The organism is Acinetobacter sp. YH12233, assembly GCF_013417725.1.
Lineage (GTDB): Bacteria > Pseudomonadota > Gammaproteobacteria > Pseudomonadales > Moraxellaceae > Acinetobacter.
On sequence record NZ_VPDK01000007.1, the window covers coordinates 59,787 to 79,771 of the forward strand.

At 41.3% G+C, this 19,985-nt stretch carries 13 protein-coding genes and 6 pseudogenes; 5 read left to right on the forward strand and 14 right to left on the reverse strand.

Going from position 1 to position 19,985, the window contains the following annotated elements; genetic code table 11:
• Positions 1-13 precede the first annotated feature (13 nt).
• The 7 genes from FTV12_RS05070 to FTV12_RS05100 all read right to left on the reverse strand — a co-directional run bounded on the left by FTV12_RS05070 (position 14) and on the right by FTV12_RS05100 (position 6,736).
• Entirely contained in the window at positions 14-490 is a 477-nt protein-coding gene (locus tag FTV12_RS05070) for a phosphatidylglycerophosphatase A (RefSeq protein WP_180033660.1), read from the reverse strand.
• Positions 491-512: 22 nt separating this feature from the next.
• The gene (gene thiL, locus FTV12_RS05075) at positions 513-1,430 is read right to left on the reverse strand and encodes a thiamine-phosphate kinase (RefSeq protein ID WP_180033630.1); all 918 of its coding nucleotides are present in this window, start codon (positions 1,428-1,430) and stop codon (positions 513-515) included.
• Between the two features lie 17 nt (positions 1,431-1,447).
• On the reverse strand, positions 1,448-1,897 hold the full coding sequence (gene nusB, locus FTV12_RS05080; protein ID WP_005233270.1) for a transcription antitermination factor NusB: 450 nt from the start codon (positions 1,895-1,897) through the stop codon (positions 1,448-1,450).
• Between the two features lie 4 nt (positions 1,898-1,901).
• Positions 1,902-2,372 carry a 6,7-dimethyl-8-ribityllumazine synthase gene (gene ribE / locus FTV12_RS05085; RefSeq protein WP_004280926.1) on the reverse strand — a complete coding sequence of 157 codons (471 nt, stop codon included), beginning with the start codon at positions 2,370-2,372 and terminating at the stop codon, positions 1,902-1,904.
• A gap of 11 nt (positions 2,373-2,383) precedes the next feature.
• The gene (ribBA, locus tag FTV12_RS05090; RefSeq protein ID WP_180033631.1) at positions 2,384-3,505 is read right to left on the reverse strand and encodes a bifunctional 3,4-dihydroxy-2-butanone-4-phosphate synthase/GTP cyclohydrolase II; all 1,122 of its coding nucleotides are present in this window, start codon (positions 3,503-3,505) and stop codon (positions 2,384-2,386) included.
• Between the two features lie 414 nt (positions 3,506-3,919).
• Entirely contained in the window at positions 3,920-5,431 is a 1,512-nt protein-coding gene (locus tag FTV12_RS05095; protein WP_180011581.1) for an aldehyde dehydrogenase family protein, read from the reverse strand.
• Positions 5,432-5,767: 336 nt separating this feature from the next.
• Positions 5,768-6,736, reverse strand: a complete 969-nt coding sequence (locus FTV12_RS05100; protein WP_180033632.1) for an alpha/beta hydrolase — start codon at positions 6,734-6,736, stop codon at positions 5,768-5,770.
• 519 nt (positions 6,737-7,255) lie between these two features.
• Here FTV12_RS05100 and FTV12_RS05105 point away from each other — a divergent pair.
• Together FTV12_RS05105 and FTV12_RS05110 are read left to right on the forward strand one after the other, a co-directional pair.
• On the forward strand, positions 7,256-7,846 hold the full coding sequence (locus tag FTV12_RS05105; protein WP_159123826.1) for a TIGR00730 family Rossman fold protein: 591 nt from the start codon (positions 7,256-7,258) through the stop codon (positions 7,844-7,846).
• A complete protein-coding gene (locus FTV12_RS05110) occupies positions 7,843-8,244 on the forward strand; it encodes an NUDIX domain-containing protein (protein ID WP_180033633.1) in 402 nt (133 codons plus the stop codon). The genes FTV12_RS05105 and FTV12_RS05110 overlap by 4 nt, the downstream gene beginning before the upstream one ends.
• 624 nt (positions 8,245-8,868) lie before the next feature.
• On the opposite strand, the pseudogene FTV12_RS05115 reads toward FTV12_RS05110, so the two are convergent.
• The 3 pseudogenes from FTV12_RS05115 to FTV12_RS05125 all read right to left on the reverse strand — a co-directional run.
• Positions 8,869-8,991: pseudogene (locus FTV12_RS05115) on the reverse strand (VF530 family DNA-binding protein); the annotation flags it as partial.
• A gap of 113 nt (positions 8,992-9,104) precedes the next feature.
• Positions 9,105-9,239: pseudogene (locus FTV12_RS05120) on the reverse strand (IS3 family transposase); the annotation flags it as partial.
• A gap of 120 nt (positions 9,240-9,359) precedes the next feature.
• Positions 9,360-10,450, reverse strand: a pseudogene (locus FTV12_RS05125) (IS4 family transposase).
• A gap of 383 nt (positions 10,451-10,833) precedes the next feature.
• Here FTV12_RS05125 and FTV12_RS05130 point away from each other — a divergent pair.
• Positions 10,834-12,453, forward strand: coding sequence for an oleate hydratase (locus FTV12_RS05130; RefSeq protein ID WP_004883953.1), 1,620 nt, complete (start codon positions 10,834-10,836; stop codon positions 12,451-12,453).
• Positions 12,454-12,873: 420 nt separating this feature from the next.
• On the opposite strand, the pseudogene FTV12_RS05135 reads toward FTV12_RS05130, so the two are convergent.
• Positions 12,874-13,017: pseudogene (locus tag FTV12_RS05135) on the reverse strand (IS4 family transposase); the annotation flags it as partial.
• Positions 13,018-13,029: 12 nt separating this feature from the next.
• Between FTV12_RS05135 and FTV12_RS05140 the strand changes: the two are divergent.
• A pseudogene (locus tag FTV12_RS05140) lies at positions 13,030-14,379 on the forward strand (fructose-specific PTS transporter subunit EIIC); the annotation flags it as partial.
• A gap of 29 nt (positions 14,380-14,408) precedes the next feature.
• Here FTV12_RS05140 and FTV12_RS05145 read toward each other — a convergent pair.
• Positions 14,409-14,645 (reverse strand): annotated as a pseudogene (locus tag FTV12_RS05145) (hypothetical protein); the annotation flags it as partial.
• Between the two features lie 247 nt (positions 14,646-14,892).
• Here FTV12_RS05145 and FTV12_RS05150 point away from each other — a divergent pair.
• Positions 14,893-18,240: a DEAD/DEAH box helicase gene (locus FTV12_RS05150; protein ID WP_180033634.1), complete on the forward strand. Its 3,348-nt coding sequence runs from the start codon at positions 14,893-14,895 to the stop codon at positions 18,238-18,240.
• An 18-nt stretch (positions 18,241-18,258) separates the two neighbouring features.
• On the opposite strand, the gene FTV12_RS05155 is transcribed toward FTV12_RS05150, so the two are convergent.
• Entirely contained in the window at positions 18,259-19,548 is a 1,290-nt protein-coding gene (locus tag FTV12_RS05155; protein WP_180033635.1) for a type II toxin-antitoxin system HipA family toxin, read from the reverse strand.
• Positions 19,545-19,862, reverse strand: coding sequence for a helix-turn-helix domain-containing protein (locus FTV12_RS05160; protein ID WP_180033636.1), 318 nt, complete (start codon positions 19,860-19,862; stop codon positions 19,545-19,547). The genes FTV12_RS05155 and FTV12_RS05160 overlap by 4 nt, the downstream gene beginning before the upstream one ends.
• Positions 19,863-19,985: the final 123 nt, after the last annotated feature.

Below are 19,985 nucleotides of genomic sequence, written 5' to 3' on the forward strand. Positions count from 1 at the left end.
TCCTAGATATGGCTTAAGCCATCGTAAAGTAAAAATAAATCCAAATACAAAGTGCTGCCCAGAGACCAGCGATAATGTCATCCAGCATGATGCCAAAACCACCACCAACCTGACGGTCAATGACCCGAATCGGCCAGGGTTTCCAGACATCAAATAAACGGAACAGGGCAAAACCAATGAGTAGCCATAACCAGTTCATCTGGGCTAAATAGATCAGTGGTAAAAAGGTGATGGATTGTCCTGCAAACTCATCCCAGACAATGCGTCCATCATCATGTACACCCATGACTTTGGCAGTTTGGCCACAGATATATATGCCAACCAGGGACATGATGACAATGGCAAAAAGACTATTTACAAAACCTAAGTAGAGCCAGATGGGTACAAATAAAAGTGCAAAAGCTGAACCAAAAGTTCCGGGCGCTTTAGGCGCCAGACCAGAACCAAATCCTACCCCACTAAAGACAATGAGCCGGTTGGTCCATGACATGCTTTTAAAATTGATCGCAGATTTATGCAAAATGTTGATATCCGTTAAATTGAAGTGAATGATCTACGCCATCTTTTTCAAAAGTTAAACCGTGTTGCTGCTGAATGGAGCCAATTATACTAATCGAAACATCCAGCTGTTTTTGCAATAATTTTTCATAATTTTGCGGGTTTATTGTAAAGCATAACTCGTAGTCATCACCACCCGCGAGTGCGTATTGCCAACGCTGTTCATCATTTAATGCCTGCAGGGCCGGACTGATCGGCAATTTTTCAAGTCCTAAAGTCGCTCCTACCTGAGAAGCTTTGAGAATATGTCCCAGATCCTGTGCGAGGCCATCCGAGACATCAATCATACTGTTGGCTAGGCCTTTTAAGGCAGTACCCAACTGACAGCGTGGGGTTGGATAATCCAAACGTTTCTGTAATGGATGACCAAGATGATTTAAAGCAAAAGCAGCATCACCCACTGTACCGGATACACAAATCAGATCACCAGGCTTGGCACCTGAACGGGGTACAGCTTTACCAATCTCTACCCAGCCCAGGGCAGTCACAGATAAGGTCAAATGAGGACTTTGGGTGGTATCACCACCAATTAAGCTCACACCAAATTGATCGCAACAATCATAGAGACCCTGACTAAAGGCTTTTAACCAGTCATGATCAATTTGGGGTAGGCTCAAGGCGAGTAAAATACTATGCGGGGTCGCGCCCATGGCTGCAATATCAGAAAGATTAACAGCGACAGATTTCCAGCCAATCGCATGAGGATCGGTGTCTAAAGGAAAATGACGTCCAGCAACGAGGGTGTCGGCACAGATGACCAGTTGTTGCTGTAGAGGAGGGGTGAGCAAGGCTGAGTCATCGCCAACGCCTAAATCGACAGAATTTTTATTCTGACGATTAAAATAGGTATCGATAATCGAAAACTCAGCCATACAACAATTCGACTAGATTAGTTGGCTTGCTGTTTTTCTGCTGCACGTAAAGTTGTTGCTAAACGGTCCAATACACCATTGATGTATTTATGGCTGTCTGCACCGCCAAAGTGTTTAGCTAACTCAATTGCTTCATCCAGAACCACGCGGTATGGAATCTCAAGATGTTCTTTGAGTTCATAGGCGCCTAGGCGAAGTGTAGCGAGTTCTACACCATCAAGTGCAGAAAGTTCACGATCCAGCACAGGGATAAGCAAAGCATCCAATGCTTCATGATTGGCAACCACTTGAGTCAACAATTCATGATAATAGCTGAGATCCACTTTGTGCATGGCATTGTCTACACGAGTACGTGCTTCAATCTCATGCACCGGATTGTGGCTCATCTGCCATTCATAAATTCCTTGTACAGCAAAGCGACGTGCTTTACGTTTTGCTGCATAAGTTGCTTGAAGTGTTTGCGACATAGCGTTAAATAGCCTTTAACAAGTTAACCATTTCAATAGCAGTCAAGGCAGCTTCACTACCTTTATTACCTGCTTTTGTACCCGAGCGTTCAATCGCCTGTTCGATACTATCCGTAGTCAATACACCATTAATCACTGGTAAGCCAGTGTCCAAGCCAACTACGCCCAAACCTTTGGCACATTCACCAGCTACAAAATCGAAGTGAGGCGTGCTGCCACGAATCACAGCGCCCAGCGCGATGATGGCATCGAAACGATCTGAAGCTGCCAGTTTTTTCGCAACTACAGGAAGTTCCCAAGCACCAGGTGCATGAACAACAGTGATATTATCCTCTGATACGCCATGGCGTTTCAATGTATCAATGGCACCTTCTAACAGATGTTCAACAACAAAGCTATTAAAACGACCAACTAAAATCGCATAACGGTCTTCGTTCGCGAGATGCAACATACCTTCAATACGGCGAACTGCCATAGGAACCTCGATTATTTCTCTGATGTTTGTTGTGCGGTGATGTATTCCACCACTTCTAAGTTAAAGCCGGACAGGGCATTGAAACGTAATGGAGAGCTAAGCAGCTTCATTTTTTCCACGCCGAGGTCACGTAAAATTTGTGCGCCGACACCAATGGTCTGATACTGATGAGACAGGGCAGCATTGGATTTTACATTTTTTGGTGCTGTAAGTGCATCTAAGGCAGGGCCTAAGTCCTGTAAATGGCGCTGGCCAATCCAGACCAGAACACCACGATCACTGTTTGAAATTTCTTTTAAGGCACGATCCAGGTTCCAGGCTGGCTCGCCATCCTGTTTTTTCAGTTTGAGCAAGTCGCGGGTCGGGTTAAAACCATGTACACGCACTGTGGTCACGCCCTCTTTAGGCTCACCTTTGACCAAGGCCAGATGGATATCCGGATTACCCAGTTCACGATAGCGGTACAGGTCAAAGCTGCCGTATTCAGTATCAATACTTTGCTGATCGATACGCTCAACCGTTTGTTCATTGGTCATACGGTAATGGATCAGATCAGCAATGGTACCAATTTTCAGACCATGCTTTTCCGCAAAGATTTCTAGATCTGGACGACGTGCCATGGTGCCGTCTTCTTTAATGATCTCGCAGATCACAGAAGCTGGCTCAAGACCCGCAAGACGAGACAAGTCACAACCGGCTTCGGTATGACCAGCACGGTGTAATACGCCACCTGGCTGTGCCATCAATGGGAAGATATGACCAGGTTGTACGATGTCACTTGGTTTGGCATGTGCAGCCACCGCAGTTTGAATGGTATGCGCACGTTCAGCTGCAGAAATACCAGTAGTAATGCCGTTGGCTGCTTCAATTGAAAGGGTGAAGTTGGTTCCGTGCTGAGCGCCGTTGGCATCCACCATCAAGGGTAGATTTAACTGCTGGCAACGTTCTTTGCTTAAAGTCAGGCAAACCAGACCACGCGCATGGGTGATCATAAAGTTGATGTCTTCAGGACGCACGTGGGTCGCAGCAATCACCAGATCGCCTTCATTCTCACGGTCTTCGTCATCCATCAGGATAACCATTTTTCCTGCACGGATATCTGCTACAAGCTCTTCAACTGTATTGAGCGGCATCAACCTTCACCTTCTTTTGTGATCTATACCAGACCGAATCATGACATTATTACTGCATAGTCTAACGCTTTTTAAGCAATTTTGCCTATGCTTATTGCTTTCCCTCAGGGGTTCATTGTTATACACAGTCTTGCGTAGCATGAAAAGTCGACTTTAAATGAAAGCACAGGCTTTATGCTGGATTTTTAAACGGTCAGAAAGCATAAAAAATGACAAACTTATTTAAAATCAACATAACTATAAATAATCTCTTATTTTTTATGCAGTTTTATTTATTGGTTTAATACAGCCCCTAAAAATACGTATGCCTCCCCCCATTCTTCCTTTTATGAATTTTTTACCAATCAGTTTAAAGTTCTGTTTGAAATAATGAATGAATCAGGTGGACCGAAGTCCACCTGAGTTCAGATCAGTTTAGAAGAAACCTGCTGGTTTGGTTGAATAACTCACTAACAGGTTTTTGGTTTGCTGATAATGATCCAGCATCATGCGATGGTTTTCACGGCCAATCCCGGATTTTTTATATCCCCCAAAGGCTGCATGAGCCGGGTAGATGTGATAGCAGTTGGTCCAGACCCGACCGGCCTGAATCGCACGACCAGCGCGGTAAGAGGTATGTGCTGAACGTGACCAGACACCGGCACCGAGTCCATAAATGGTATCATTGGCAATCTTGATGGCTTCATCAAAGTCTTTGAACGTGGTCACTGCCAATACCGGTCCAAAAATTTCCTCCTGAAAGGTTCGCATGTCATTGGAACCTTTAAAAATTGTTGGCTCGATATAAAAACCTTGTCCTACTTCCTGACGCTCATTGCCGCCTAACAAGATTTCCGCACCTTCTTCACGACCTGTTGCAATACAGCCGAGAATCTTGTCCTGCTGTTCCTGTGAAGCCTGAGCCCCGATCATGGTCTCGGTATCCAGGGGATGACCAGTCTTGATCTTTTTCACTCGCTCTACTGCAAGTTCCAGGAATTGGTCGGCAATACTTTCCTGAACCAGCGCACGTGAAGGGCAGGTACAGATTTCACCCTGGTTTAAAGCAAACATGGTAAAGCCTTCCAGAGCTTTTTCCAGGAAATCATCTTTCTGATCCATGATGTCAGCAAAGAACAGGTTCGGAGATTTACCTCCAAGTTCCAGCGTCACTGGAATAATATTCTCGGTGGCATATTGCATGATCAGCTGACCCACAGCGGTAGAACCGGTAAAGGCAATCTTGGCAATGCGTGGATTAGTCGCCAGTGGACGGCCGACTTCAACGCCGTAGCCATTCACGATATTTAACACCCCTTCAGGTAACAGGTCCTGAATCAGTTCAACCAGCACCAAAATACTCACCGGTGTCTGTTCAGCAGGTTTCAGCACAATACAGTTTCCGGCTGCGAGAGCTGGGGCCAGTTTCCAAGCCGCCATCAGAATCGGGAAGTTCCACGGGATAATCTGACCCACAACGCCCAATGGCTCATGAAAATGGTAGGCGATGGTGTCTTCATCAATTTCTGAAATGCCACCTTCTTGGGCACGAATACAGCCAGCGAAATAACGAAAATGGTCAATGGCTAAAGGAATATCGGCTGCCAGGGTTTCTCGGATCGGCTTGCCATTATCCCAAGTCTCTGCAACTGCTAGTAACTCAAGATTTTCCTCAAGACGATCGGCAATTTTTAATAAAATATTGGAACGGGTAGTAGGGGAGCTGTTATTCCATTGCTGTTTGGCGGCATGAGCCGCATCCAGCGCCAGTTCAATATCTTCCACTGATGAGCGCGGAACTTTGGTAAAGGCTTTACCATCTACGGGGGAGACATTATCAAAATATTCACCTTTGACTGGTGGAACCCATTTGCCGCCAATAAAGTTTTCGTATTGGGATTTAAATTGCACTTTTGAACCGTCAGTATTGGGATCTGCATAACGCATAATTCTATTCCTTGATATGATTATTATTGATGAATGCCGAACCACTTCTGCTCTGCAAAAGCCCTCAGATTCAACATCTCAGCTCTACTATAGAGAGGGAAAAAAATCGCAGCATAAATACTTACAAGCTTGCTACAAAAGGCAACATTTGGATAAAAATGGAATTTATTATTTTTATAAATTTCAATATTTTCTTTTTATAATGACATGATTTTAATATGTAAAAAGCATTACTGATCAGCTTGATATTTTTATTTCATATCCAATCGAAATAGATAAATAAAATTATTGAAAAATAAGACAGGCAGAGCTTGCTACCTATCTTATTCATCTGGCTTATAGGGCTTTATTTTCCAGCCATTGAAATAGCTGCTGATAGACCTGCTCACGGACCGGTTTTTCTGAAAGAACCAGATCATGTATCCCATTTTGAATCGAACAGAGTTTCACATCGCCCTGGATTTTCTGCGCATGTTCAATCATGTCGCGTACCTGAAGAATCACATCACTGGTTTGAGTATTACGATTAAAACGTAGGGGATAAGTGGTTTTGTGGGCATGCATCAGCAAAGTCGGAATACTTAAACGTACACCCTGATGAATTTCTTTTTGTGCTTCGTGAATGGCATGTACAAAACTCAGACGCACCCAGTGATAGCTAGGTTTTTTCCATTCCAGATCAAAATGCCATTCCCCCTGATAGCTAATATGCAGACTAGGCACATAATGACGATTTAAGCGGCTAGGAAATAGCATTTCCGGAAAACGTTTTCCCAGACGGCTCAATTTAGGCACCAGAAACTTTTTCTCAAAAGGCGTCATATTAAAGTCATAAAAAGGACTATTGAGCCATAAGCCTTTAATTAAGGGATGATCTGGATGATGTGCTGCATACAAAGTAGTAATTAATCCGCCGGTAGAATGGCCACTGAGTAAAACCGTGTCATGGCCTTCCTGTCCAATAATTTCAAGAGCCTGGCTGATTTCTGCATCATATTCTGAAAGATGATAGACATTATAAAGTTTCTGATGGGACAGATAGGATCGGCCGTATTTACGTAAATCCAGTGCATAAAAATCAAAACCTTGCTGATTAAAACGCTCTGCCATTTCAGTCTGGAAAAAATAATCAATAAAGCCGTGAATATAAAGGACAGCTTTAGGGGTGGGCTGGTCTGCCTTTTTGCGGATCAGTGTGGCAACTACTGTACCTTCAGTATCTGGCGGGAATTCTAAAGTGGCCTGTTCATAACCTTCACCTAGAATATCAGGTTGATATTCAAGGCTGGAAAGCGGATGGGACATATTGTTCTACTCATGATTATTTTTATTCACTTATCCTTGTGGATTGGCTTGCATTTGTCAAATCCTGCTGTCTGACCCATTCGAGATCAGTAGTACCATTCAGAGAATAGTCAAATATAAAATTTCAGGTCATTGGCAGCCTGATTGACTAAATAAAAATTAATAAAAAACCCCGGCATCCTGCCGGGGTTTTTCGTATTGGTTAGCTCGGTATAACTCCTGTCGTACCTTACAATCCTTGTGCTTATCTATTGTCATTGTTATATGGAACTTCCTGTTCCTGATGTAAGTATCATAGGAAAATTCTACTATCTGGGATAGCCGTAAAGAACCGGAATCGATGTAAGTCAATGCGTACAAGTCTGACTAAAAATTATCCGTATTTTTCTGTAGAAGTGAGGATTTATTCTGAATCATGAGCTTCGATAAACTAGCCGCTTATGGTTATTTTGCTTGTTTTTAAGACAATTTTTTTATTTTAATGCAGTTAGAATATGTTGATCGATGAGGGGATAAAAAATGAAATCTATTGCAGTCTTTTGTGGTTCAGCTATGGGGAATAGCGAAAATTTTAAAGAGCAGGCCCAAGCTTTGGGTGAGTCTATTGCGAAACGGGGAATCACGCTGGTTTATGGTGGCGGCCGAGCTGGACTGATGGGTGTTGTGGCTGATAGTGCATTACATGCTGGTGGAACAGTCATTGGAGTAATTCCACAAAATCTGGTCGATGCAGAATTGGCCCATCCGCTGTTAACAGAGCTGCATGTGGTGAAAAATATGCATGAACGTAAGACAAAAATGTCTGATCTGGCGGATGCATTTATTGCTTTGCCGGGTGGGGTGGGGACTTTAGAAGAAATTTTTGAGCAGTTGACCTGGGGGCAGTTGGGCCTTCATCAGAAGCCTTGTGCATTTTTAAATATCCATGGATTTTATGATGAATTGCTAAATTTCCTGATGAAAACGACTGAGGCTGGATTTACCCAGTCACGTTTTACCGATGCCTTGATTTCCTCAAGTTCAATTGAGGAAGTTTTGGATGCTTTGGAGCATTATCATGCGCCTGAACCGAAATGGAATAAAAGCGTAAAGGTAGTAGAATCGGTATGAGTAATAAAGTGATTACGATTGCTGCGGCTATCATTCTGAATGAACAGAATCAGATTTTGTTGGTTCGTAAAAAAGATACCGATTTCTTTATGCATGTGGGTGGAAAGCTGGAACCCAATGAACTGCCTGAAGCGGTACTCTCTAGAGAAGTTCTGGAAGAAACAGGCTGTGAGATGGAAATACTGTCTTATATTGGCAAATATGAAACCGTGGCTGCGAACGAATTGAATCATTCGCTGGTCAGTTATTTGTATCAGGTTAAGTTAAAAAGTCAGCCTCAGGTTCAGGCTGAACTTGCGGAAATGCAATGGGTTGATCTCAATCATCCAGCCCTGCCTTTAGCTCCCTTAACTCGGGATATTTCAATCCCGTGGTGTAAGCAGCTATTAGGAATCTAATGGGATCTCAAAAAATTTTAATCTATAGATATGAAATTTAACCAGATTGTCATATTAGAGCGTTAACATTGATGTTTACAAAAGCCCATTTCCCCTCAAATGGGCTTTTTTTATGGTTTTTTATCATTAATTGCTTGGATGAATTAGATGCTTAAACCTGTATGAAGTGCAATCCTTTTAGCAGGAGTTCCCTAAAAAGATAAATCGAACCAGAGTTCTAGAGATTCAAGATTTAAAGAAAATTTTCTTAATTTGAGAAAAAAGCAGGGTTAGGCAGAATATTTAGTCATTGAGAACGACAATAAAAAAAGCCCCAATCTTTCGATCAGGGCTTTTTGAATCTGGAGCGGGAAACGAGACTCGAACTCGCGACCCCAACCTTGGCAAGAGTCACCGACATAAAATACACTAAATTACATAATTGGTATGTTAATAAACTCTATATATAACAGTTATATAGAGTTTTAATTTTGTGTGACGTAATTTAAGGTGGGGTAGGGTACTTTGATTTTTGGTCACTAATTTATTGTGATAATCAACAATAATAACCAACATTCATATGCTTAATCTAAGAGTGTTTTACTGACTGGTATAATTTTATGATGAGAGGGGTGTTGCCTGAGGCTACGGTTTCTGTTTGGCCTTTTGGCGTAAGACGTACAAATATAAGCTTTCTACTTTTTCACGTGTCCATGGTGTGGTACGCAAGAATCGTAATGATGATTTAACACTTGGGTCTATGCAAAAACTGAACCGTACCGGGTTTGTCGGAGACTTTTTTATTTAAGTTAGGCCACCTGACCTAACGGGTTAATCTTATAATCGTACATTGCTTCAAGCTCAAAAGACGATACATAACTCAGCGCATCAAGCACCATATCTGTATTCTTACGTGTTGATACTTTCCAGCCAACAATTGCACATGAAAAAACATCAATAATAAATGTGGTTTAGACCCAATCTGAATGAGTTTTAATATATGTGAAGTCAGCGACCTGAGATACCGTCTTGGTAGTCAATCAGGTTTTGAGATTATTCGGCTAATAAATAATCTCTTTGATAGGCAGTCTGATGTTTTAAAACGCTATAACACAGATCTCTGTACACGACAAATTTCATAGGATCCTTGTCCTATCAGGCTTTTTCTTTCTTAAAATTGCTAGCACTTTCTTAAATTCTTCTTTTTTTCCAAAACCAATCAAACGTAGAATAGCCATTTGAACATAGTCCAAACCGTAGCGAAATAAACTTACTGAAAGTCGTCCATGCTTCTTTATTTTTATCGCTTTTTTCCGATCATGTTGCCATTCACCTGTTAAATAGCACCAACAGAAACCGATAGCTAGCACTGCTATCAATTTCTTGACTCGTCTAGGGTCTGTTAAACGAGTATTTTCAAGATTGAATCCACGTCCTTTGAGACAACTAAATAACGTTTCGATTTCCCAGCGTAATGCATAATCACGAATAGCAGAAGCATTAAACATAGGAGAAACAACAAGTAAAAGCTCTCCATCTTCTAATTGTAGCGCACTAATATACAGTTTCACTCGACCAACCCAAATACGTCGTTTACGACATTCAGTTTGACCAACTTGAAGATGATGAAATAAATCACTAATTTTATGATTCTTGGCTAAGTGATTGGTCACAATAAAGTTTTTTTAACACGTATACAGAAGTTAATGTCATTTTCAATTAACCATATAAACCATTTCTCACCGATAAATTCTCTGTCTGTAAACACATTCACAATACGATCTTTACCAAAAATGGAGATAAAGCGTTGAATCAAAGCAATACGCTCTTTTGTATCTGAATTTCCACGTTTATTGAGCAATGTCCAAACAATAGGTATCGCTATTCCACGATAGACGATGGCTAACATCAAGATATTAATATCTCGTTTTCCCCATTTCCAATTAGTTCTATCCAAAGTTAATTGGACTTTATCGAATGAAAATATATTGAAAATTAACTGAGAAATTTGACGATAATCGAAATACTGATCTGCAAAGAAGCGTTGTATACGTCGATAAAATGATTGTGGTAATCACTTGATGGGTAAGGCTTTAGATGCAGAAGAAAGATTACATGTCTGTTTTACAATTAATGCAAGCATAATCAGTGTAAAACATTTTGCATGTGACTTGTTCCACTTTAGATATTTGTTTAAGATGAGATGTAACTCATTGAAATGTGTCATCATATTCGTCGTCAGAAAACAAGTATTATGCCATTATTTCAATGAGTTATCTTTTTTTGTCGTGTACAAAGATATTTTTTAATGATAAATAAAAAGCCTATTTTTAAAGAAATTTAGCATACGGCATAGTGAAAACAACAATAGAGCAATTACTCAACAATAAACATTAACATCAATTATTTAGATCATATTCAATTTTAATAAAAAGACAAATGTGTATTAAAAATAGCCATCATACGTCTATTTTTGATTACAAAATATAATGAGGGGATTGCTTCCCATTTCATACATTTTTCATATATAAAAAGACATACTATTTTTAAGGTTTTTCTAAACCAATTTTTTTACTTCATAATTTTTAACATCATAATTAAAGGTGAACCATGCAAAATAAGAAGCGCACCCCATTAGACGCGCAACAGTCCCATCTTTGGATTATTGGTGGTGGTATCGCAGGTATGGCTGCTGCTGCATTTGCAATCCGTGATGCCAAAGTCCCTGCCAAAAATATCCATATTTTAGAAGAACTCGATATTTCAGGTGGTTCGATGGATGGTGGACATACACCGCATGCCGCGCAAGCTTGGGTAACACGTGGTGGGCGAATGCTGACCGATGAAACTTATTTGTGCCTATGGGACTTATTTTCCAGTATTCCATCTTTGGAAAATCCAGACATTTCGGTGCGTGAAGAATGTCGTGAGTTTAATGAAAAAGTGAAAACCCACGCCAATGCACGGTTGATTGATGCCGAACATGTCATTGCGGATGCAGCAAAGCTTGGTCTGAATACGCTACATCGTGCACAGATGCTGCGCCTATTAGCTTCAAAAGAAGAAAAAATTGGCAGTCGCCGCATTGATGAGTTTTTTGATGAAACCTTTTTTGAAACCAATTTCTGGCGCATGTGGCGCACGACTTTCGCTTTTCAAAAATGGCACAGTGCAGCAGAGTTAAGACGCTATTTCTTGCGTTTTATTCAAGAATTGCCACGCATTCATACCTTAGCGGGTGTGAAACGTACCAAGTACAACCAATATGACTCGATGATTCTGCCCCTACAGCGTTGGTTAGTCGCACAAGGCGTCGATGTGCGTTTTGGACACTATGTCACAGATGCAGACTTCATTACCAATGCTGAAACTCAAGAACGCTACGCTTCACGCCTATATGTACAATTGCCTGAAGGCTCAGAGCAAATTAATCTGAAAGCCAATGATTTAGCTATTTTCACTTTAGGCTCTATTACAGCAGACTCACGTTATGGCGGTAATCATGACGTGCCTGCCCTTATTCGTCATCGAGAAGATCATGGCTGGACGCTTTGGGAAACGCTGGCACAAAAAGCCCCAGACTTTGGCCGTCCAATGACTTTTTATGGCAATGTCGATGAACATAAGTGGGAGTCTTTCACTCTGACCATGAAAGATGACGTGCTACTTAAACGTATTATTGACTATACAGGCAATGAACCAGGCACAGGCGCACTCATGACTTGGTATGAGTCGGGTTGGCATTTATCCATCGTGGTTCCTGCACAGCCACACTTTGCCGACTTACCTGAAGGTTTATATACCTTATGGGGCTACGGTTTCCAAATTGACCATATAGGCGATTACATCAAAAAACCAATGTCCGAAGCCACGGGGCAAGAAATCCTAACAGAACTGATTAAACAGCTCGGTTTTGACGACATTTTAGATCATGTTTTGGCAACGACTGATGTTACTACCGCCATGATGCCATACGCCTCTGCCCTATTCGCCTGCCGTAAACCGGGGGATCGTCCACAGGTAATTCCACAAGGCTCACAAAACTTTGCTTTCCTTGGACAGTTTGTGGAAATTGAAGATGACGTGGTCTTTACTGTGGAATATTCAGTTCGTGGGGCGATGCTTGCCATTTATGAATTTTTTGGGGTGGAACGTGAAATCCCTGAAATTTACAACGGTCTACTTGATCCCAAAGTGGGTTTAAAAGCTTTAGAAACAGTGTTCCACTAAGTTTTTAATATATAGCGATAAGAGCACCTTTATGTCGCCACTATTACATAGTTTAATTTAAGCAACGTTTGGATACACGAGTGTGGCAGGGATGCCACACGTTATCCATCATAATAGGGATGTTATGTATGGGTAACAAAGGCTTTTGCTTTCTTTTGGCTTATCAAAAGTAAGGGTATTGCCTACACAAACACCTTTTATACTTTATTGAAAGTTGAGGCCGTGTACGCACCTAATTTTAAATTGGATAAAAAGAAAAATTAGATAAAACTTTATACCTCATTCGTAAATAAATTGACTAATCAACATAGGAAAAACATCTCCACGTTTTAAATAATACTCCGAAACTGACTAAGTGCTTTTCTATCTTTTTCTCATGATTTTAGATTTCATAAAAATTACCTCTGTACACGACAAATTTCATAGGATCCTTGCCCTATCAGGCTTTTTCTTTCTTAAAATTGCTAGCACTTTCTTAAATTCTTCTTTTTTTCCAAAACCAATCAAACGTAGAATAGCCATTTGAACATAGTCCAAACCGTAGCGAAATAAACTTACTGAAATGTAGGGGTTACACGGTTTGTCGCCATTACAGCATGTCCAACTGGTGTTGCGCATACGTTTATGGCGGCCGAAGCCTTACAACAAGGTGCAGTAAAGCACGGTTATCAGATTGATGTTGAAACCCAAGCATCGGTTGGGGCTAAAAATATTTTATCGGCAGAAAGTATTGCCAAAGCAGATGTGGTGATCTTAGCAACGGATATTGAGGTCAATACAGATCGCTTTGTAGGCAAACGTGTATATCGCTGCAGTACAGGATTTGCCCTTAAACAAACGGATAAGACTTTTGCAAATGCAATTGCTGAGGCCAAAGTGCTTGAAACGGGTAAGCAAATAGCCACTAAGACAGGAAATGAAAACAAAGAAAAAACAGGAATTTATAAACACCTTTTAACAGGGGTGTCTTTCATGCTGCCGATGGTGGTGGCGGGCGGTTTGATCATTGCCATCTCGTTTATGTTTGGCCTCAATCCTGTTGAAGGAAGCTTTGCCGCATCCTTAAAGCAAATAGGTGCTGCAGCATTTACTCTTATGGTACCTATGCTGGCAGGTTACATTGCTTATTCTATTGCGGATCGTCCGGGTTTAACTCCAGGTTTGATTGGCGGTTTACTTGCCACACAATTAGAGGCAGGCTTTCTCGGTGGATTAGTTGCAGGTTATATTGCAGGTTATATTGCGTTATTTTTATCGAAACAGCTTAAACTCCCGAGTAGCCTAGAAGCATTAAAACCAATATTGATTATTCCACTATTGGCCAGTTTAGCTGTTGGTTTAATCATGATTTATGTGGTTGGACAGCCTGTTGCACAATTGTTTGAATTACTCACACACTTCCTTGCCAATATGGGGACGACCAATGCCATGATCATGGGGGTTATCCTTGGGAGTATGATGTGTATTGATGTTGGGGGCCCAATAAACAAAGCGGCTTATGCCTTTACGGTGGGCTTACTTACGTCACAAACATACGGACCGATGGCGATTACCATGGCTGCGGGTATGGTACCGCCATTGGGTATGGCAATTGCAACTTTTCTAGCAAAGCATAAATTTGCCAAACCTGAGCAAGATGCAGGGAAGGCTGCTGTAGTTCTGGGCCTATGTTTCATTTCGGAAGGGGCTATTCCGTTTGCTGCCAAAGACCCGATTCGAGTGCTTCCATGTGCGATCGCAGGTGGTGCTGTAACTGGGGCTTTGGTTGCATTATTTAAATGTGAACTAGTCACTCCTCATGGCGGTGTAATGGTACTGATCATTCCGAATGCGATGAATTATCCATTAAAATATTTATTGGCGATTGCGATTGGAAGTGTGGTGACTGGTGTAGCTTATGCCGTAATAAAACAACGGTTAGAATAAGCCCTTCATAGAAGCTTTGTGAAAGCTATTTAGTGCAATAAATGAATATTATGCTCAATCCTATTTTGGATCAGTTGGAGAGTCTCTGCTTGAATTTGTCCAGGTAATAGGTCATGAGCGATATTGCTGAATCAGATTGTAACCTTACAAATCGAGCCAATAATTTCATCAACTTCTTGGACACAAAGTTCTGCTTCCTGAGTACCAAGTTTCACAAGAGCTTGTCGAGGAATATTCAGTGCCTCACCCATGATATCCATTTGATGTGGAGGAAAGTTCTAAACCTTTACTGATCGCTTCTGCACTGTATTCAAAGGCGATTAATGGCCGACCTGTGATTGCGGTTGAGGAAACCAATGTACCCCAAAGCCAATATTCACCCCATCCATTGTAGTAAACATTAAGTTTTTGAGCATGGATTTATTTCCTTTTGATACGTTGGCGAGCAGTACTGTTCTGAAATGACAGCTTTGTCCGTTATAATTGTATAAACATTTTTGGTTTCTGGTAATTATGTCCTCATTGATCAATTTTCTATCTCGCTTTAGTACTGCAACTCTTCAGCGCAGTCTGAGCTATGCTAAACACATTGATAGGGAAACGATTGAGTTCTTTGAGGAAAAAGACGGGGTTACGATGTATGCCCAAATTGAAGGAACAGATTATTACGATACCGCAATTACCTATAATCCCCAAAAAGACCGTTTAATCGATGACGACTGCACTTGTCCGGTTGGATATAACTGTAAACATGCTGCTGCTTTAGCGCGGTTATTCTTTCAGGAATATCGCCAGGAATTTCAGCAGCGTTATGCTGACTCTCAATCCCCGCAGGGAATCACAAAACGCCAACGGGGGGATGATCAGGCGCAGCGCTGGTTGAATGATTTTAAACGGTATTTACAACAGACTGAACCAGAGCAATCTGTCAAAACAAACAATTATTTAATTTACCTGTTAGATCAGTCTGTCAGCTTAAAGAAATTGACAGTTGATGTTCAGAAGGCCAGACGCAATAAAAACGGCTCAATTGCGGGGGAAAGTTATTATACCCAATATGAAAATATCACCAGAAAGCATCTGACTTTACCTGAACAAAAACGACAATTATTTAACCAGATTTATTATTATGCCAAAATAAACAGTGACGAACGCTTTTATCAAAGCAATCTTGATATCTCCAGAATTTTATTGGAGCATTTCAAATCTTTTATTCAAAGTGGCGATGTGTACTGGCAAAAAAAGAGCCATGCTGCACTTCAATGGTCAGAACAAGGCTACAACATCGAATTTAGATGGGAACAAGGGGCTAAACAACAGACTGAGCATTTAAATATTGAATTGGTCAATGGTGATATTCGACTCGATTTAAAATCAAATCCTCATATTCAGATTCTCGCGAGCCAGCCACCGTGTTATGTGGATATTCAACAGAACACGGTGGGCCAGTTATATGGTGAATATACGGCAAATCTTCTGTACCATTTTTTACAGATGCCTGATCTTCCATCTATGCTCTTGCCAGAGTTTGAGCAACTGACTCATCAATATTCAGACGTGAAAAATCTGCCTCGGCCCGAGTCTATTCAGCATATTGATGTCCTTGAGGGTAGTCCCCAGCCAATTTTACGCTTCGGTGTTTTAGATAAATTTGATTGGAAATGGGAAGAGTCTGTTTGTGCTGAAATTGAATTTTCCTATGCTGGTGGGCGAATAAAAGCAGGTACATCAGGTGACAGTTTTATTGGTGAGCAGCATGGGAAAATGGTGCGACAGCTTCGGGATTTAGTTCAGGAACAACAGTCAATCCAGCGTTTACAGCTGTTGGTCGAATCACTGAAGTGGGTGAAAGATCTTAATTATTACCAGCAATTAAAACTGGATAAACAACGTCTTGATTCTATGGTTTTTGCGTTCTATGGAGACTGGATCAAACAGCTGATGCCCATCAATCAAATTGAATTGATGGGATGGCAGATAGAGCATCTGGAACACAGCCCATTTAAGCTGCAATATGTTGAAAATTTAAATATTTCCATCACTGAATCTGAAGGCCAGCAGGACTGGTTCAATATCGGGGCGACCGTTCAGGACAGTGCAGGCAATAGCTATGATTTACTCGATGCACTTGTGGCTTTGGTGAAAGAACATCCTGATTTACTTGATCCGCGGACTTTTATTCATCTGCATGACAGTCAAATTTTCACCGTGAAAACTGCAGTTGATCAACCTGATTTGGCTCTATCCGCTAGGGATATTAAGCCGGTATTGTTGCATCTGCAGAGTATTTTACAGCAAGAAGAGCGCAGTATTGATCGCTATGATGCGAGTCAATTATTAGAATTGCAGCATAATCTTGGGATGACATGGCAGGTCAGTGACCAGCTGCAGCAATTTGTACAGAAATTCAAACAAGGCTACCAGCAACAACTGCCGACACCACAAGGTTTTCAGGGGGAGTTGCGTCCATACCAGCAGCAGGGCTTAGGCTGGTTACAGTTTTTAAGGGAAACCCAGCATGGCGGGATTCTGGCAGATGATATGGGCTTGGGGAAAACAGCACAAACTTTAGCCCATTTACTCATGGAAAAGCAGGCTGGTCATTTGCAGGACAGACCCGCCTTAATTGTTGCACCTACATCGCTGATGCATAACTGGTTCAAAGAAGCGGAGAAATTTACCCCTCAGCTGAAGGTACTGCTGCTACAGGGGCCCGATCGCCATCAGTATTTTGAGCAGATTCCGCACTATGATATTGTGTTAACCACATATCCGCTTCTGGCGAGAGATGAAGAGCAACTAAAGCAATATGAATATCATCAAGTCATTTTGGATGAGGCGCAGAATATCAAAAATCCGCGTGCCAAAGCTGCACAGGTAGCACGGCAATTAACAGCGCGACATCGTCTATGTCTAACCGGTACACCTATGGAAAATCATTTGGGTGAGCTGTGGGCACTATTTTATTTCCTGATGCCAGGATTTTTATATTCACAAGAAATTTTTAATAAAAAGTACCGTCATCCGATTGAAAAACGCGGTGATCAGCAGTTAAGACAAAAGTTGGTCAACCGGATTAAGCCCTTCATTTTACGTCGCTTGAAAACTGACGTAGCCAAAGAGTTGCCAGAAAAAACCACGATTGAAGTCAATATTGACATGAATGAGCAGCAATCCAAGCTATATGAGGCTGTTCGTGCCACGATGCAGGCAAGCATTCAGAAAATTGTGGCAGAAAAAGGCTTTAAACGTAGTCAAATTCAAATTTTAGATGCCTTACTGAAGCTACGTCAGGTGTGCTGCCATCCTAGCTTACTGAAACTGGATTCAGTTAAAACCGGGCAGGCGCATTCTGCCAAACTTGAACAGTTGATGGATATGGTTGTTCCAATGGTGGAAGAGGGGCGAAAAATTCTTATCTTCTCTCAGTTTACTTCAATGTTGGAACTGATTGAACAACAACTCCATCACGCAGAAATTGGCTATGTGAAGCTGACTGGAAAGACCAAAAAGCGAGATGAAGTCATTACAGCGTTTCAGTCTGGACAAGTGCCGGTATTTTTAATCAGTCTAAAAGCAGGAGGGGTCGGTCTGAATCTAACTACCGCAGATACGGTCATTCACTATGATCCATGGTGGAACCCTGCTGCTGAAGATCAAGCTTCAGATCGTGCATGGCGGATTGGACAGGACAAGCCGGTATTTGTGTATAAGCTGATTACCAATAAAAGCATAGAAGAAAAAATTATTGCCTTGCAGCAGAATAAAGCAGAACTGGCACAGTCTATTCTAAGCACAGATCATGAGGGAGAAGCGAAACTGACGGAAAATGATGTGATGAAATTGTTTGAGAAATTTTAGCTTGGTTACAGGTTTCCTCTAATCATCTGTAAGTATCTGAAAGTCTGGATGCAATTTTTTCCAATGTTCTCTTAATTTTTCTTTATGAACAGAAATCATAGGTAAGTCTAGTAATAGCACTGGCCATACTGAACGTGCTTTGTCCATGATCGCGTGAAGTTGTTTTTCAATAACACGCCATGGAACACCGACTTTTTCAGCCCATTGTTCAAAGTGTTTCATCTCAGCTAAATACCAATCTTTATTTTTGGCAAGATTCAATGCGAAATGACGCTCATTTTCAATATATACACTTGTCATCAATATATCGTATGCAGGGGATAATCTTGGCGTTGTTTTATCGTGATAAATCATACTCCAGTTCTTTAAGTGTGCATCTCCATTGGCGAGCAAAATGTTGACAAGTAAGCGGCTGGCAAATTGCTGAATATCAAGAATTTTGTTATCTGAAAATTGATAAATGATCTTTCCTATCTGCTCATAATTTGTGGTGCTGTATTTCTGCTGTGGATATGCACCGAAGATCTGAGCAAAGTCTTCGATGTGAATAAGCTCTGTAGTATCAGCAGTACTCTGTCTATCAAATCTTTTGATTGCGAAAGCATATTGCTCTTGGGGTAAATTTAATGGTGGAAGGTCTTGTAAAAGGGCCATATCCACCAAGCGAATCTCAGGGACATCTATTCCGACCGTTTTGGCAAGGGTCATCATAGAATATTCATTTAGCGGAACAAAAGCATGTCTGGAAGAAGGAGTTTTGATAATCCAGTCCCCGAGTAGAGTCGTTTCCGTTGCCTGTGCTAGTGTAAAACGCCCATCTTTGGCTTTCATGGAAAACTTCATTTGGACGCCGGCCAAGGAAAACTTATTATCTGTTCGAATCTCTTGCTTTAAAATTTGATCTGGATTCGAGATCTGCAGTTTGAATTTTATTTCATCTGGAATTTCTTCTGGATCTAATGGAGTCGCAATGAGTGCTCCAGGTAAATCATGACCTAAATCTGCCAATAACTGAAATTCATTGTCTATATGTACTTTGAGGCTTTGTGCAATCAGTTCACGTAATGCCCCTTCTGGTAGCAAGTTTGATAGCAAGGGGTGTAAGCGCTGATGTGTAACATAGGTCTTTTCTAAAATTTTATCCGCTTGAGGATACAAGGGGGAAGTAAGCAAGCTCAAGGTCGGACGTTGCTGATCAAAGCGGAAAGAATCTGTAAAAACCAGAATATTTTTTCCGCTCTGAAATCCTGCCAAGTATCCAACGATACCGTGATGTAATGTTAATTTCAGGACGGCAACAGTATTCATGGTTCCTCTCCTCCGAGAAGACCCTTCCATGGGTTAGTCATTAAGTCATCCTGATCTTCAATAGTGACTTTAATTTCATCATTCAATAATTGTCTGATCAAATGAACCTTATCATCAGGGATGAGCATCAGTTGAGCATTTAATCCTGCCGCTATAATTTCTAAGGTCTCTAATCGAGGGTTGCCCTGACTTTCCAGTTTTTGATACTGCTGTCTTGAAATGCCTGTACGGGATTGCATATCAACTTGCTTTAAGCCCAATAGGGTTCGTCTTTTTTTGACTTGCTGTAGTAAAGACTTATTTAGTGTAGACATATTTATTGCTTTTTGGTGGTGTAAGAAGCATATTAGTTGCTTTTTTATTAAGAAGCAATGACAGAAATTATTAACAGGCTCCGCGGCATCAATATTTAGGATCTAGGCAAGCTGATCTTGTTT

Excerpts from the sequence above, each read along its gene's own strand:
- FTV12_RS05070 (WP_180033660.1), bottom strand. The coding sequence starts at position 490 with ATGTCATGGACCAACCGGCTCATTGTCTTTAGTGGGGTAGGATTTGGT.
- thiL (WP_180033630.1), bottom strand. The coding sequence starts at position 1,430 with ATGGCTGAGTTTTCGATTATCGATACCTATTTTAATCGTCAGAATAAA.
- nusB (WP_005233270.1), bottom strand. The coding sequence starts at position 1,897 with ATGTCGCAAACACTTCAAGCAACTTATGCAGCAAAACGTAAAGCACGT.
- ribE (WP_004280926.1), bottom strand. The coding sequence starts at position 2,372 with ATGGCAGTTCGCCGTATTGAAGGTATGTTGCATCTCGCGAACGAAGAC.
- ribBA (WP_180033631.1), bottom strand. The coding sequence starts at position 3,505 with ATGCCGCTCAATACAGTTGAAGAGCTTGTAGCAGATATCCGTGCAGGA.
- FTV12_RS05095 (WP_180011581.1), bottom strand. The coding sequence starts at position 5,431 with ATGCGTTATGCAGATCCCAATACTGACGGTTCAAAAGTGCAATTTAAA.
- FTV12_RS05100 (WP_180033632.1), bottom strand. The coding sequence starts at position 6,736 with ATGTCCCATCCGCTTTCCAGCCTTGAATATCAACCTGATATTCTAGGT.
- FTV12_RS05105 (WP_159123826.1), top strand. The coding sequence starts at position 7,256 with ATGAAATCTATTGCAGTCTTTTGTGGTTCAGCTATGGGGAATAGCGAA.
- FTV12_RS05110 (WP_180033633.1), top strand. The coding sequence starts at position 7,843 with ATGAGTAATAAAGTGATTACGATTGCTGCGGCTATCATTCTGAATGAA.
- FTV12_RS05130 (WP_004883953.1), top strand. The coding sequence starts at position 10,834 with ATGCAAAATAAGAAGCGCACCCCATTAGACGCGCAACAGTCCCATCTT.
- FTV12_RS05150 (WP_180033634.1), top strand. The coding sequence starts at position 14,893 with ATGTCCTCATTGATCAATTTTCTATCTCGCTTTAGTACTGCAACTCTT.
- FTV12_RS05155 (WP_180033635.1), bottom strand. The coding sequence starts at position 19,548 with ATGAATACTGTTGCCGTCCTGAAATTAACATTACATCACGGTATCGTT.
- FTV12_RS05160 (WP_180033636.1), bottom strand. The coding sequence starts at position 19,862 with ATGTCTACACTAAATAAGTCTTTACTACAGCAAGTCAAAAAAAGACGA.